At 68.5% G+C, this 13838-nt stretch carries 11 protein-coding genes; 10 read left to right on the top strand and 1 reads right to left on the bottom strand.

Translation table 11 applies throughout. From position 1 onward, the window contains the following. The first annotated feature begins 14 nt into the window (after positions 1 to 14). From rsmG to ACILR4_RS14905, 3 genes are all read left to right on the top strand, one after another. Positions 15 to 635 carry a 16S rRNA (guanine(527)-N(7))-methyltransferase RsmG gene (rsmG, locus tag ACILR4_RS14915; RefSeq protein WP_395701636.1) on the top strand — a complete coding sequence of 207 codons (621 nt, stop codon included), beginning with the start codon at positions 15 to 17 and terminating at the stop codon, positions 633 to 635. Positions 636 to 697: 62 nt separating this feature from the next. After that, positions 698 to 1468 (top strand): ParA family protein, encoded by a 771-nt coding sequence (locus tag ACILR4_RS14910; protein WP_395701635.1) that lies wholly within the window; start codon positions 698 to 700, stop codon positions 1466 to 1468. Between the two features lie 25 nt (positions 1469 to 1493). Then, positions 1494 to 2276, top strand: a complete 783-nt coding sequence (locus tag ACILR4_RS14905; RefSeq protein WP_395701634.1) for a GNAT family N-acetyltransferase — start codon at positions 1494 to 1496, stop codon at positions 2274 to 2276. 7 nt (positions 2277 to 2283) lie between these two features. On the opposite strand, the gene argC is transcribed toward ACILR4_RS14905, so the two are convergent. After that, the gene (gene argC, locus ACILR4_RS14900) at positions 2284 to 3225 is read right to left on the bottom strand and encodes an N-acetyl-gamma-glutamyl-phosphate reductase (RefSeq protein WP_395701633.1); all 942 of its coding nucleotides are present in this window, start codon (positions 3223 to 3225) and stop codon (positions 2284 to 2286) included. Positions 3226 to 3282: 57 nt separating this feature from the next. Here argC and ACILR4_RS14895 point away from each other — a divergent pair, with 57 nt between their 5' ends. The 7 genes from ACILR4_RS14895 to ACILR4_RS14865 all read left to right on the top strand — a co-directional run bounded on the left by ACILR4_RS14895 (position 3283) and on the right by ACILR4_RS14865 (position 13815). Beyond that, positions 3283 to 3828, top strand: a complete 546-nt coding sequence (locus ACILR4_RS14895; RefSeq protein WP_395701632.1) for an RBBP9/YdeN family alpha/beta hydrolase — start codon at positions 3283 to 3285, stop codon at positions 3826 to 3828. Next, positions 3825 to 4334, top strand: a complete 510-nt coding sequence (locus ACILR4_RS14890) for a hypothetical protein (RefSeq protein ID WP_395701631.1) — start codon at positions 3825 to 3827, stop codon at positions 4332 to 4334. Before ACILR4_RS14895 ends, ACILR4_RS14890 begins: the two co-directional genes overlap by 4 nt. Positions 4335 to 4344: 10 nt before the next feature. Next, positions 4345 to 5238 (top strand): ParB/RepB/Spo0J family partition protein, encoded by an 894-nt coding sequence (locus tag ACILR4_RS14885; protein ID WP_395701630.1) that lies wholly within the window; start codon positions 4345 to 4347, stop codon positions 5236 to 5238. 423 nt (positions 5239 to 5661) lie between these two features. Further along, entirely contained in the window at positions 5662 to 7584 is a 1923-nt protein-coding gene (locus ACILR4_RS14880) for a PrkA family serine protein kinase (RefSeq protein WP_395701629.1), read from the top strand. Between the two features lie 31 nt (positions 7585 to 7615). Further along, the gene (locus ACILR4_RS14875; protein WP_395701628.1) at positions 7616 to 8908 is read left to right on the top strand and encodes a YeaH/YhbH family protein; all 1293 of its coding nucleotides are present in this window, start codon (positions 7616 to 7618) and stop codon (positions 8906 to 8908) included. Beyond that, a complete protein-coding gene (locus tag ACILR4_RS14870; protein WP_395701627.1) occupies positions 8908 to 10482 on the top strand; it encodes a SpoVR family protein in 1575 nt (524 codons plus the stop codon). Before ACILR4_RS14875 ends, ACILR4_RS14870 begins: the two co-directional genes overlap by 1 nt. A 198-nt stretch (positions 10483 to 10680) precedes the next feature. After that, positions 10681 to 13815: an EAL domain-containing protein gene (locus tag ACILR4_RS14865; RefSeq protein WP_395701626.1), complete on the top strand. Its 3135-nt coding sequence runs from the start codon at positions 10681 to 10683 to the stop codon at positions 13813 to 13815. Positions 13816 to 13838 lie beyond the last annotated feature (23 nt).

The raw sequence follows: 13838 nt of genomic DNA, 5'->3' as shown, positions 1-13838 counted from the left end.
GACTGGCCGCCGCGTTGGACCTGCTCGGGCTGACGCTGGATGCGCACACCATCGACCGCCTGCTGGCCTTCCTGGCGCTGCTGCAGCGCTGGAACCGGGTTTACAACCTGACGGCGGTGCGCGACCCCGGCGAGATGCTGACGCAGCATCTGTTCGACTGCCTGGCCGTGCTGCCGGCGCTGCGCCGCCACGCCGCCGGCCGACCGCTGAAGCTGCTGGATGTGGGCAGCGGCGGCGGGCTGCCGGGCGCGGTGCTGGCGATCGTCGAGCCGGGCTGGCAGGTCAGCTGCATCGATGCGGTGGCCAAGAAGGCCAGCTTCATTCGCCAGGTGGCCGGCGAGCTGGCGCTGCCCAACCTGCACGCGCTGCATGGTCGGGTCGAGGCGCTGCCGCCCGGCGCCGGCTTCGACGTCGTGATCTCGCGGGCTTTCGCGTCGCTGGCCGACTTCGTCAGCTGGACGCGCGCGGCACTGGCGCCGCAGGGGATCTGGCTGGCGATGAAGGGCAGGGCGCCGGACGACGAGGTGGCCGCACTGCCGGCCGACGTGACGGTGTTTCACGTGGAACCTTTGCATGTGCCGGCGCTGAAGGCCCAGCGCTGCCTGGTGTGGCTGCGGCCCCACGGGCGCGACTGAGCGCATCGAACGCCGCCGCAGCCGGCCTCTCGGCGCCAAGACCAGCGGCGATACTCCGCGCCATGGCCAAAGTCTTTTGCATCGCGAACCAGAAGGGCGGCGTCGGCAAGACCACCACCACGGTGAACCTGGCGGCCGGCCTGGTGCGCGCCGACCAGCGCGTGCTGGTGGTCGACCTCGATCCACAGGGCAACGCGACCATGGGCTCGGGCATCGACAAGCGCGGCATGCCGCTGTCGGTCTACGACGTGCTGCTGGAAAGCGCCTCGATCGCCGAGGCGCGCCAGGTGTCCGAGAAGGGTGGCTACCACGTGCTCGGGGCCAACCGCGAGCTGGCCGGTGCCGAGGTCGAACTGGTCGGGCTGGAGCATCGCAACGACCGGCTGCGCCGCGCACTGCAGGCGGTGGCTGGCGACTACGACTTCGTGCTGATCGACTGCCCGCCCTCGCTGAGCCTGCTGACCCTGAACGGCCTGTGCAGCGCCCATGGCGTGATCGTGCCGATGCAGTGCGAGTACTTCGCGCTCGAAGGGCTGTCTGACCTGGTCAACACGATCAAGCAGGTGCACGCCAACTTGAACCGTGACCTGCAGATCATCGGCCTGCTGCGGGTGATGTTCGACCCGCGCATCACCCTGCAGCAGCAGGTCAGCGACCAGCTGAAGGCGCATTTCGGCGACAAGGTGTTCGAGGCGGTCATTCCGCGCAACGTGCGCCTGGCCGAAGCGCCGAGCTACGGCCAGCCGGGCGTGGTCTTCGATCCCGCCGCCAAGGGCGCACAGGCCTACCTGGAGTTCGCGCGCGAGCTGGTGCAGCGCGCCAAGTCCATGTGAAGACGTGGCCCGAGGCTCGATGACCATGCTGAACCCCGCGTACCCCGCCAGCCTGCTGTCCCGCGTCGAAGATGCCGGCCTCAACGCCAGCGCGCCGCCGCAGCAGCGCTGGGTCGATGGCTGGCTGCTGCGCTTCTCGCCCGGCAAGGCCAAGCGCGCCCGCTGCATCAATGCGGTGGCCGACGGTCGCCTGCCGCTGGCCGAGCGGCTGGCCCTGTGCGAAGCCGTGTACCGCGAGGCCGGCTTGCCGATGTTCGTGCGCATCACGCCGTTCACTCAGCCGATGGGGCTCGACGCCACGCTGGCGGCCGCCGGCTTCCACAGCATCGATGACACGCGGGTGATGGTGGCGCCCGACGGCCCGGACCAGGCCGAGGCATTGCCGCCCGGCCTGGCGCTGGAACGGCTGTCACCGGCGGACTTTGCCGAGCAGGTCGGGGCCTTGCGCGGTTCGCCGGCCGGGCAGCGCGTGGCGCATGCCGAGCGCCTGGCCTTGTCGCCGGTGCCCTACGAGGGCTGGGTGCTGCGTCGTCGCGAGGACGGTCACATCGCGGCCTGCGGGCAGATCGCGACGGAGGGCGATCTGGTCGGCCTCTACGACGTGTTCACGCACCCGGACAGCCGCGGCCAGGGCCTGGCACGGGTGCTGTGCGGCCAGTTGCTGGCGCGTGCCCGTTCAGGCGGCGCGCGCGTGGCCTATCTGCAGGTGGAAGGCGACAACGCGCCGGCGCGCGCCGTCTACCGCCGACTGGGCTTTGCCGACGCCTACGCCTACCACTACCGCACGCCGGAGCCCGGCGCGCATTAGCGGGGCGTCAGAGCCCGAGGCCCTCGTCGACGCCCAGGTGCACGTTCATCGACTGCACCGCCGCGCCGCTGGCGCCCTTGCCCAGGTTGTCCAGGCGGGCCAGCAGCACGGCCTGCTGCTCGTTGGCGAACACGAACAGGTCGCAGCGATTGGTGTCGTTGCAGGCTTGCACATCGAAGAAGCCGTCCTCCAGCGCCGCCGGGTCGGACAGCGGCGCCACCCGGATGAAGCGCTCGCCGGCATAGCGCTCGGCCAGCGCGCGCTGCAGGGCGGCGCCATCGGTGCCACCCTTCAGCTGCGAGAAGTGCAAGGGCACACTCACCGCCAAGCCCTTGTAGAAATTGGCCACCACCGGCATGAACACCGGCTTGGTCGCGAGCCGGCCGTGCGCCATCACCTCGGGGATGTGCTTGTGCGCCAGGCTCAGCGCATAGGGCCGCGGCGCATCCAGCCGCGGGTCGCCACCAGCCTGGTACTGCTCGATCATCTTCTTGCCGCCGCCGGAGTAACCGGTGATCGACGTGGCCGACAGCGGCAGTTCGGCCGGCAGCAGCCCGGCATCGACCAGCGGCCGTACCAGCAGGATGAAGGCGCTGGCGTGGCAACCCGGGTTGGCGATGCGCTTGCTCTGGCGGATCAGCGCGCGCTGCCCAGGCGCGAGTTCGGGCAGGCCGAAGGCCCAGCCGGGCGCGGTGCGGTGCGCGGTGCTGGCGTCGATCAGGCAGGTGTTCGGGTTGGTCACCAGCGCGGCCGCCTCGCGCGCGGCGGCGTCGGGCAGGCAGAGAAAGGCCACGTCGGCCGCGTTCAGCAGGCGTGCACGCTCGGCGCTGTCCTTGCGCTTGTCGGCGTCGATGCGCAGCACCTCGATCTCGGGCCGGCGCGCGAGCATCTCGTGGATGCGCAAACCGGTGGTGCCTTCCTGGCCGTCGACGAAGACGCGATAAGTCATGGCTAAAGTCCTGCATTCGCCCCGATACGGGCAAACTGGAAGCATACGGCAAGCACCATGACCAACACGCGCGTGCTCCTGCTGCCCGGCTGGCTGGATTCCGGGCCCGGGCATTGGCAAACCCGCTGGGAGCAACTCCACGGCTGGCAGCGGGTGCAACAGCATGATTGGGTGTGGCCGCGGCGCGGCGACTGGATGGCGCAGCTCGAAACCACGCTGCTCGCGTCGCCGCAGCCGGCAGTGCTGGTGGCGCACAGCCTGGGCTGCCATCTGGTGGCCGCCTGGGCCGCGCATTCGGCGCACACGGACCGGGTGCGCGGCGCGCTGCTGGTGGCGCCGCCCGATGTGGATGCCCCCGACCTGCCGCCGCAGCTGGCCCCCTGGCGGCCGGCGCGGCGCCACCGCCTGCCGTTTGCCGCCCGGCTGCTCTACAGCAGCGACGACCCGTTCGGCAGCGTGGCGTGCGCCGAGGCCCTGGCCACCGACTGGGGTGCCGAGGCCCGTTGCATCGGGCCACGTGGCCACCTCAACGCCGAGTCCGGCCTGGGCGACTGGCCCGAGGGCGCGGCAGAAGTGCAGCGGCTGCTCGGCCTGTCGCGATGAAGCACGGCAGGCAGGCGCTGCTGATCGGCCTGGGCGCGATGCTGCTGGCCGGCGTGGTCGATCGCCTGCTGCGTGGCTCCTGGCTTGTGCTGCTGCTGGCGGGCGCGGTGGCGGTCGTGATGGTGGTGGTGCCGCAACTCGTGCTGGCCCTCGGCAGCGCGCTGAAGGACCGTGCCCGAGAGCGCCTGTGGGCCGACGAGGAAGGCCAGCACCACGCCTTCGGCGGCATCTCGATGCGGGTGGTGCATGACGACCGCTACAGCTGGGTCGATGGCGCCGACTTGCAGCGCGTCCTGGGCACGCACGACCGCGAAGACGTGCTGGCTGCGCGGCTGGCCGGCCAGTGGCGGCGCGACGAGCGCAACGCGCTGATGTTGCGGGTCGATGGTGTGGTCGATCATCTCGCGCGCATGCCCGGCCGGATGGACCCGCGCATCCTGCGCTTGCGGCGCTACTTCGAGCGGGAGGTGTTGTACCCGGCTGCGCAGCGCCGGGCCCGTCGGTGACAATTCCAGCATGGTGACCAAGAAACCCAAGGGCCTGGGGAAGGGCCTGGAGGCATTGCTCGGCCCTCACGTGAGCGGCAACGGCAGCGATGCCGACGCCCACCCGACGACCTTGCCCTTGACACAGTTGCGCGCCGGCAAGTACCAGCCGCGCACCCGGATGGACGAGGGCTCGCTCTACGAACTGGCCGAGAGCATCAAGAGCCAGGGCGTGATGCAGCCCATTCTGGTGCGCCCGGTCGGCGCCAGCGGCTACGAGATCATCGCCGGCGAGCGCCGTTTCCGCGCGGCGAAGCTGGCCGGGCTGGACCAGGTGCCGGTGCTGGTCAAGGACGTGCCCGACGAGGCCGCCGCGATCATGGCGCTGATCGAGAACATCCAGCGCGAAGACCTCAATCCGCTCGAAGAGGCGCAAGGCCTGCAGCGGCTGATCAGCGAGTTCAAGCTCACGCACGAGCAGGCCGCGCAGGCGGTGGGCCGCTCGCGCAGCGCGGCCAGCAACCTGATGCGCTTGCTGAACCTGGCCGCGCCGGTGCAGCAGCTGCTGATCACCGGTGACCTGGACATGGGCCATGCCCGCGCGCTGCTGGCGCTGGAGGGGGCGCAGCAGATCCTCAGTGCCAACGAAATCGTCGCGAAGAAGCTCACCGTGCGCGAGGCCGAGCGCCTGGTGGCCAAGGCCCAGGGCTCGGGCCGTCAGGCCCCCTTGCTGCGCGTGAAGAAGGACAAGCCGCGCGACATCGTGCGGCTCGAAGAACAGCTGGCCGACGCGCTGACCGCCCAGGTCGAGATCCGCATCCACCGCAGGACCAAGCGCGGCGAGCAGGGCGAAGTCGCCATCTCTTTCGGCTCGCTCGAAGAGCTGAACGGCTTGCTCGACAAGCTCGGCGCCACCGAGCGCTGAAGCCCCCCGCGCGCACCACCTCCAAACGCGCGCGCCACGCACCGCGGCGTGGCCCGAAGGTCACAGGCCCGTGCATCGCCGTGCAATTCGGCGCATGATGGTCATCGTGGGTGCCGCGCTTGTCAGCGCGTGTGGGTGCACGGCCGTTCAAGCGCGTATAGGATGGCATCGACATGACTGGCGCGGGCCTTGCAAGGGTTCGCCGCAGAAATGGTCCCGGAAGCGGGCCTTTCTCGGCGGCTTGCGGCCCACGCGATTGGATCAAGCTGGAGACACGCTGAAGCAGCAACACTGATCATGCCGACCGGAAAGCTCTGATGGAGCCTGGGCCCGTTAAGCCGGGACTTCATCAGAACTTCCCCGACACCGATGCAGGCCTTGCACGGCCTGCGCTGGCGTCAAGTCCCGCACAAGGAGGTCCGCATGGACGTGATCAGCAGTTTCGCCGCCCGCTACGAACGTACGCGGGAAGAAGAGCTGTCTCTCGAGGACTATCTGCTCGAGTGCAAGCGCAACCCGTTGGCCTATGCCACGGCCGCCGAGCGCATGCTCAAGGCCATTGGCGAGCCGCAGATGGTCGACACGCGCAACGACCCGCGGCTGTCGCGCATCTTCGCGAACAAGGTCATCAAGATCTACCCGGCCTTCGCCGAGTTCTACGGCATGGAAGACGCGATCGAGCAGGTCGTGTCCTACTTCCGCCACGCCGCGCAAGGCCTGGAAGAGAAGAAGCAGGTGCTCTACCTGCTGGGCCCCGTCGGCGGCGGCAAGAGCTCGATCGCCGAGCGGCTGAAGGCGCTGATGCAGGACGTGCCCTTCTACGCCATCAAGGGCTCGCCGGTGAACGAGTCGCCGCTGGGCCTGTTCAACGCGGCCGAGGACGGCCCGATCTTCGAGAAGGAATACGGCATCCCGTCGCGCTACCTCAACCGCATCATGAGCCCGTGGGCCGTGAAGCGGCTGGAGGAGTACGGCGGCGACATCCGCAGGTTCAAGGTCGTCAAGCGCTATCCCTCGGTGCTCAAGCAGATCGCGGTGTGCAAGACCGAGCCGGGCGACGAGAACAACCAGGACATCAGCTCGCTGGTGGGCAAGGTCGACATCCGCAAGCTCGAGACCTATGCGCAGGACGATCCGGACGCCTACAGCTACTCCGGCGGGCTGTGCCTGGCGAACCAGGGCCTGCTCGAATTCGTCGAGATGTTCAAGGCGCCGATCAAGGTGCTGCACCCGCTGCTCACCGCCACGCAGGAAGGCAACTTCAAGGGCACCGAGGGCTTCGGCGCCATCCCGTTCGACGGCATCATCCTCGCGCACTCGAACGAGAGCGAGTGGAAGACCTTCCGCAACAACAAGAACAACGAGGCCTTCCTCGACCGGGTCTACATCGTCAAGGTGCCGTACTGCCTGCGTGTTAGCGAGGAGATCAAGATCTACGAGAAGCTGATCAACGGCTCCTCGCTCGGCCAGGCCAAGTGCGCCCCGGGGACGCTGAAGATGATGAGCCAGTTCGCGATCCTCACGCGCCTGAAGGAGCCCGAGAACTCGTCGCTGTTCAGCAAGATGCAGGTCTACGACGGCGAGAACCTGAAGGACACCGACCCGCGCGCGAAGAGCTACCAGGAGTACCGCGACTACGCCGGCGTCGACGAAGGCATGAGCGGCATCTCGACCCGCTTCGCGTACAAGATCCTGTCGAAGGTTTTCAACTTCGACAGCCAGGAAGTGGCCGCGAATCCGGTGCACCTGATGTACGTGCTCGAGCAGCAGATCGAGCGCGAGCAGTTCCCGCAGGAGCTGGAACAGAAGTACATCGGCTTCATCAAGGAGCAGCTGGCGCCGCGCTACGCGGAATTCATCGGCAAGGAGATCCAGACTGCCTACCTCGAAAGTTACTCGGAGTACGGCCAGAACATCTTTGACCGCTACGTCACCTACGCGGACTACTGGATCCAGGACCACGAGTACCGCGACACCGACACCGGCGAGGTGTTCGACCGCGGTGCGTTGAACGCCGAGCTCGAGAAGATCGAGAAGCCCGCGGGCATCGCAAACCCGAAGGACTTCCGCAACGAGATCGTCAACTTCGTGCTGCGTGCCCGCGCCAACAACCAGGGCCGCAACCCGGTGTGGACCAGCTACGAGAAGCTGCGCACCGTGATCGAGAAGAAGATGTTCTCGAACACCGAGGAGCTGCTGCCGGTCATCAGCTTCAACGCCAAGGCCAGCGCCGACGAAGCCAAGAAGCACGAGGACTTCGTCACCCGCATGGTGGCCAAGGGCTACACGCAGAAGCAGGTGCGCCTGCTCTGCGAGTGGTACCTGCGCGTGCGCAAGAGCAGTTGAGCGCGCTCGATAGACCAACGAGAGGGTCCGGATGCTTCAACAAATCATCGACCGGCGGCTGGCCGGCAAGAACAAGTCGATCGGGAACCGCGAACGCTTCATGCGGCGGTACAAGGACCAGATCAAGGAAGCGGTCAAGCGCGCGGTCGATGGCCGCGGCATCCGCGACCTCGAGCGTGGCGAGGAAGTGCGCATCCCGAAGAAGGACTTGTCCGAGCCGGTGTTCCACCATGGCCAGGGCGGCGTGCGCGAAGTCGTGCATCCGGGCAACCAGGAATACGTGCGCGGCGACCGCATCGAAAGGCCCAAGGGCGGCCAGGGCGGCGGCTCCGGCAAGGGCCAGGCCAGCGACCAGGGCGAAGGCGAGGACGACTTCACCTTCGCGCTGAGCAAGGAAGAGTTCATGCAGGTCTTCTTCGAGGACCTGGCCTTGCCGCACCTCGTGCGCACCCAACTGGCCGAGACGCCGGAGTGGAAGAGCCACCGCGCCGGCTACACCAGCGACGGCACGCCGAACAACCTGCATGTGGTGCGCTCGATGCGCGGCGCCATCGGCCGCCGCCTGGCCATCGGCTCCGGTTCGCGGCGCGAGCTGCGCGAGCTGCAGGAACGCCTGGCCGAGCTGAAGCTCAGCGCCAGCGCGAACGACACCGCGAAGCAGGCCGAGATCAAGGCGCTGGAAGAAGAGATTGCCGCGCTGCGCACGCGGCTCGATCGCATCCCCTTCCTCGACCCCATCGACCTGCGCTTCCGCAACCGCGTGAGGGTGCCGGTGCCCACCAGCAAGGCAGTCATGTTCTGCCTGATGGACGTGTCGGGGTCCATGGACGAGGCGCGCAAGGACCTGTCCAAGCGCTTCTTCATCCTGCTGTACCTGTTCCTGACGCGCCACTACGAGAAGATCGACATCGTCTTCATCCGCCACCACACGCAGGCGCAGGAGGTCGACGAAGAGAACTTCTTCCATGCCCGCGAGACCGGCGGCACCGTGGTGTCCAGCGCGCTGGTGCTGATGGAAGAGATCATCCGCGCGCGCTACAACCCCAGCGAGTGGAACATCTACGGCGCGCAGGCCAGCGACGGCGACAACTGGCACCATGATTCGGGCCGCTGCCGCGAGCTGCTGGCCGAGAAGCTGCTGCCGCTGTGCCGCTACTTCGCCTACGTGCAGGTGGCCGAGGAGGAGCAGAACCTCTGGGAAGAGTACACCCAGCTCTGCGAATCGCAGCCGCACTTCGCGATGCGCAAGGCCACCGAAGCCTCGCAGATCTACCCGGTGTTCCGGGATCTGTTCAAGAAGGAGGGGGCGGCCCAGGCCGCCTAATGGACAAAATGAGCGCCATCCTGTCCCCCGCCGCGGCCAAGCCGGGCCGTGGTCCGTTGCCGCTGAACCGGACAGTCGAGCGCCTGGAAGGTCCCAGCGACTGGTCCTTCGACCTGATCAACCAGTACCACGAGGTGATCCGTCAGACCGCCGAGCGCTATGGCCTGGACACCTACCCCAACCAGCTCGAGATCATCACCGCCGAGCAGATGATGGACGCTTACGCCAGCGTCGGCATGCCGGTGAACTACCGGCACTGGAGCTATGGCAAGGAGTTCATCTCCACCGAGAAGAACTACAAGCGCGGTCACATGGGCCTGGCCTACGAGATCGTCATCAACTCCAACCCCTGCATCAGCTACCTGATGGAGGAGAACACGATGGCGATGCAGGCGCTGGTGATCGCGCACGCCGCCTATGGCCACAACAGCTTCTTCAAGGGCAATTACCTGTTCCGCATGTGGACCGACGCGTCGTCGATCATCGACTACCTGGTCTATGCCAAGAACTACGTGGCCGAGTGCGAGGAACGCCACGGCATGGAGACGGTGGAGGAATTCCTCGATTCGTGCCACGCGCTGCAGAACCATGGCGTCGACCGCTACCGCCGGCCGCAGCGCAAGTCGCTCGCGCAGGAGCTGGCCGACCGCAAGGACCGCGAGGCCTATGCGCAGCGGCAGATCAACGACCTGTGGCGCACCTTGCCCAAGCGCGCGGACAAGGCTGGCGAGCCCGCTGAAGTGCGTCGGTTCCCGGAAGAGCCTCAGGAGAACCTGCTGTACTTCATCGAGAAGAACGCGCCGCTGCTCGAACCCTGGCAGCGCGAGATCGTGCGCATCGTGCGCAAGGTCGCCCAATACTTCTACCCGCAGCGCCAGACGCAGGTGATGAACGAAGGCTGGGCCACCTTCTGGCACCACCGGCTGCTGAACACGATGTACGACGACGGCTACCTGACCGACGGCGTGATGATCGAGTGGCTGAAGTCGCACACCAACGTCGTCTACCAGCCGCGCGTCACCGACCGCGGCTACTCGGGCCTGAACCCGTATGCGCTGGGCTTCGCGATGTACACGGACTTGAAGCGCATCTGCGAACAGCCGACCGACGAAGACCGCCACTGGTTCCCCGAGATCGCCGGCGCGCCTTGGGTGCCGACGCTCGACCAGGCCATGCGCAACTACAAGGATGAAAGCTTCGTCGGCCAGTTCCTGAGCCCGAAGCTGATGCGCGACTTCCGCCTGTTCGCGATCACCGACGACGAGAAGCAGAGCGAGCTCGAGGTCAGCGCGATCCACGACGAATCCGGCTACAAGCGCGTGCGCGAAGCGCTGTCGCGCCAGTACGACCTGGGCTCGCGCGAGCCCAACATCCAGGTCTGGAACGTCAACCTGCGCGGTGACCGTTCGCTGACGCTGCGCCACTTCCAGCACAACGACCGGCCGCTGGACGATGGCGCGCAAGAGGTGCTGAAGCACGTGGCGCGGCTGTGGGGCTTTGGCGTGCACCTGGAAAGCGCCAACGGCCGCGGTGACGTGACCAAGCGCTGGTCCGTCGGCGCGCCGCAGCAGTAAGCCAGGCTGCGGCGGCCGCGCGCACCCGCGTGCATCCGCGTGCATCTGCGCGCAGCTCAAGTTTCCGCGTCATTCGGCCGATACGACAAAAATGAAGCTGGGGTCTCCGCGCCCCGGCTGCGCCATTCCTGGCCGGAGACCCCCTTGCCCGCTGCACCGCACCAGCGCCGATCCGCCCGCCGCACGTCCGCCGGCCACATGCATCAGCGTGTGCGCTGGGCCATGCTGTCGGTGTTGCTGCTGGTGGCCGCGGTGGTGGCCTTCATGCAGCAGCGCGGCGAGCGCCTGGAACAGCAGCGGCGCGACGACACCGACATCATCGGCCTGGCCGGCCGCCAGGCCATGTGGGGCGAGCAGATCGCGCGCCAGGCGATGCTGTTGCACAGCGGCGCACGGGCGCAGGACCGCGAGACCGCCGACCGCACCCTGCAGCAGGCCGTGAGCGCCTCGCAGCGCGAAGCCCGGCGCCTGGATGAGCTGGTCGAAGCCCAGGCGGACGCCTCGCCCGCGGCGGCCACGGTGCTGCAGCCGGCGATGGCGCGCTGGCATGCGGCGCGCGAGCGCCTCTGGTACCGGGCCGAGAGCGTGCTGCGCAGCCTCGGCCAGGCCGAGCATGAGCAGTTCCTGCGCGCGGCCGTGGTGGCGCTGCAGGACGAGGTCGACCCGGCGCTGGCCGCCACCCAGGCGCTGGCGGAACGATCGGGCGAAGCGGCGCGGGCGCGCAGCGACGAGGCGCTGGTCGACCTGCGCAGCGGGGCGGCCTCGGTCGCCGTGCTGCTGCTGCTGCTGGTGCTGGGCGTGATCGAACCGACCGTGCGTGCCGTGCGCCGCCAGAACGGCCAGCTGGCCGCGCAGGCCGAGGAACTGGCCCGCCTGGCGCTGGTGGCCGAGCGCACGCACCATGCGGTGATCATCACCGACGCGCGCGGCTGCTCCGTGTGGGCCAACGAGGCCTTCGCCCGCATCACCGGCTATGACGCCCGCCTGATCCAGGGCCGCCACACCGTGCGCATGCTGCAGGCGGCCAGCACCGATCCGCAGCGCATCGCGCCGATCCGCCAGGCGCTCGAACAGGGTTGCGGCGTGCGCGCCGAATTGCCGATCCGCAGCGCCGACGGCCGCGAGTCCTGGCTGGACATGGACGTGCAACCGCTGCATGACGAGACCGGTGCGCTGAGCGGCTTCGTCGGCGTGGCCAACGACATCACCGAACGCGTGACGCAAGGCCTGAAGACCGAAGCGATGCTGGCCGCGCTGCCCACCGGCGTGGTGGTGCAGGCTCCGGACGGTCTGGTGGTCGAATGCAACCGCGCCGCTGAACAGATGCTGGGCCTGAGCCGGGCGCAGCTGGTCGACCTGGCCTCGCGGCCCGCGCACTGGAAGCTGGTGCGCGAAGACCTCAGCACGCTGCCGCGCGAGGACAGCCCCGGCGGCCGGGCGCTGCGCAGTGGCCGCGGCCTGCGCGGCGAGACCATGGGCGTGGCCGCTGCAGACGGTTCGCTGCGCTGGCTGCTGGTGAATGCCGAGCCGGTGACCGACCCGTTCGGCCATGTGGTCGGCGCGGTGTCCTGCCTGACCGACGTGACCGAATCGCGCAACCAGCGCGTGCTGCTGGAGATGACCGTGGCGGCTGCAGGCGTCGGCACCTGGCAGTGGGACATGCAGAGCAATGTCTACAGCTGCAACGAACGCCTGATGTCCATGCTCGGCTACTCCGCCGGCAGCATGCCGCTCGATGGCCTGACGATGGACGCACTGGCCCATCCGGACGACGAGGCGCCGCGCCGCGAAGCGCTGCGCCAGCACCTGGAGAACCCTGAGGTGCCCTTCCGCTTCGAGCAACGCCTGCGGCGGCCCGACGGCGACTGGGCCACCGTCCTGAGCTGCGGCACGGTGATCGAGCGCACCGAAGCCGGTCGCCCGCGACGCATGGCCGGCATCCACTTCGACATGACCGAGCAGATGCAGATGCAGGCGATGCTGCGCCATGCCGCACGCACCGATGGCCTGACCCAGCTGCCCAACCGCGCCGCGGTGTTCGACCGCGTGCAGCAGGCGCTGCAGCGCGCCGGCGAGCAGCCGGGCTTCGGCTATGCGGTGCTGTTCATGGACTTCGACCGCTTCAAGCAGGTCAACGACACCCTGGGCCATGCGGTCGGCGACGAGCTGCTGCGCCAGATCGCGCAGCGCCTGCGCCATGCCCTGCGCGCCGGCGACACCATCGGCCGCAACGCCAGCCACGAGCACACCGCCGGCCGCATCGGTGGCGACGAGTTCGTCGTCGTGCTCGAATCGGTGGCCAGCCGCGACGATGCCTGCGCGGTGGCGGCACGCCTGCTCGACGCGTTGGCCGAGCCCTACCAGATCGGCCCGCATGTCGTGCATTCCACCGCCAGCATCGGCATCGTCACCTCCGAGCAGGCGGCCAACGACGCGCACACCGTGATGCGCGACGCCGACACCGCGATGTACGAAGCCAAGCGCGGCGGCCGCGGCCGCTACGTGGTGTTCCACCCCTCGATGCACGAGCGCGTGGCCCACAGTCTCGGGCTGGAGAACGACCTGCGCCTGGCACTGCAGCGGGACGAGCTGTTCGTGGTTTATCAACCGGTCATCGAGTTCGCCGATCCGCTGACCTGCGGGGTGGAGGCGCTGGCGCGCTGGCAGCATCCGCAGCGCGGGCTGGTGTCGCCGGCCGAGTTCGTCCCGGTGGCCGAGGAATCGGGCCTGATCGTCGAGCTCGGCCGCTTCGTGCTGGAGACGGCCTGCCGCCAGTTCGTCGCCTGGCGCCAGCAGCTCGGCGCCCAGGCGCCGGCGCTGATGGCGGTGAACCTCTCCACCGTGCAGCTGCGCCAGCCCGGCTTCGTGGCCGAGGTCCAGGCCTGCCTGCGGCGCACCGGCATGCCGGCGCACCAGCTGCAGCTGGAAGTGACCGAGAGCATCGCGGCGCAGGACGAGCTGGCACGCGAGCGGCTGCGCGAGCTGAAGGCGCTGCACATCGGCCTGGCCCTGGACGATTTCGGCACCGGCTATTCCTCGCTGGCCTGCCTGCACCAGCTGCCAGTGGACACGGTGAAGATCGACCGCTCCTTCGTCAGCCATGCCGAGACCAGCGAATACCATCGTGCCCTGATCGAGGCCACGATCCGTGTCGCGCAGGCGCTGGGCATGGCCACGGTGGCCGAGGGCATCGAATCGACCGGCCAGGCGCGGCTGCTGCAGCAGCTGCACTGCGCCCGCGGCCAGGGCTTCCTGTACAGCCGGCCGCTCGCCCCCGCCGACCTGGCGGCCTGGCTGCTGCGCCGCAGTGCGCCGATCCAGGCCGCCGCCTGATGGCAGGACCGGGAGCCGCGGAG

Source organism: Aquabacterium sp. (genome assembly GCF_044226965.1).
In the GTDB taxonomy this organism is placed as follows: Bacteria; Pseudomonadota; Gammaproteobacteria; order Burkholderiales; family Burkholderiaceae_C; genus Pseudaquabacterium.
This window is presented reverse-complemented; position numbering and strand designations above follow the sequence as displayed.

What these genes read in the sequence shown, in the direction of transcription:
- ACILR4_RS14875 (WP_395701628.1), top strand. Translation starts at nt 7,616, where the DNA reads ATGCTTCAACAAATCATCGACCGGCGGCTGGCCGGCAAGAACAAGTCG.
- argC (WP_395701633.1), bottom strand. Translation starts at nt 3,225, where the DNA reads ATGACTTATCGCGTCTTCGTCGACGGCCAGGAAGGCACCACCGGTTTG.
- ACILR4_RS14870 (WP_395701627.1), top strand. Translation starts at nt 8,908, where the DNA reads ATGGACAAAATGAGCGCCATCCTGTCCCCCGCCGCGGCCAAGCCGGGC.
- ACILR4_RS14890 (WP_395701631.1), top strand. Translation starts at nt 3,825, where the DNA reads ATGAAGCACGGCAGGCAGGCGCTGCTGATCGGCCTGGGCGCGATGCTG.
- ACILR4_RS14910 (WP_395701635.1), top strand. Translation starts at nt 698, where the DNA reads ATGGCCAAAGTCTTTTGCATCGCGAACCAGAAGGGCGGCGTCGGCAAG.
- ACILR4_RS14905 (WP_395701634.1), top strand. Translation starts at nt 1,494, where the DNA reads ATGCTGAACCCCGCGTACCCCGCCAGCCTGCTGTCCCGCGTCGAAGAT.
- ACILR4_RS14880 (WP_395701629.1), top strand. Translation starts at nt 5,662, where the DNA reads ATGGACGTGATCAGCAGTTTCGCCGCCCGCTACGAACGTACGCGGGAA.
- ACILR4_RS14885 (WP_395701630.1), top strand. Translation starts at nt 4,345, where the DNA reads ATGGTGACCAAGAAACCCAAGGGCCTGGGGAAGGGCCTGGAGGCATTG.
- ACILR4_RS14865 (WP_395701626.1), top strand. Translation starts at nt 10,681, where the DNA reads ATGCATCAGCGTGTGCGCTGGGCCATGCTGTCGGTGTTGCTGCTGGTG.
- ACILR4_RS14895 (WP_395701632.1), top strand. Translation starts at nt 3,283, where the DNA reads ATGACCAACACGCGCGTGCTCCTGCTGCCCGGCTGGCTGGATTCCGGG.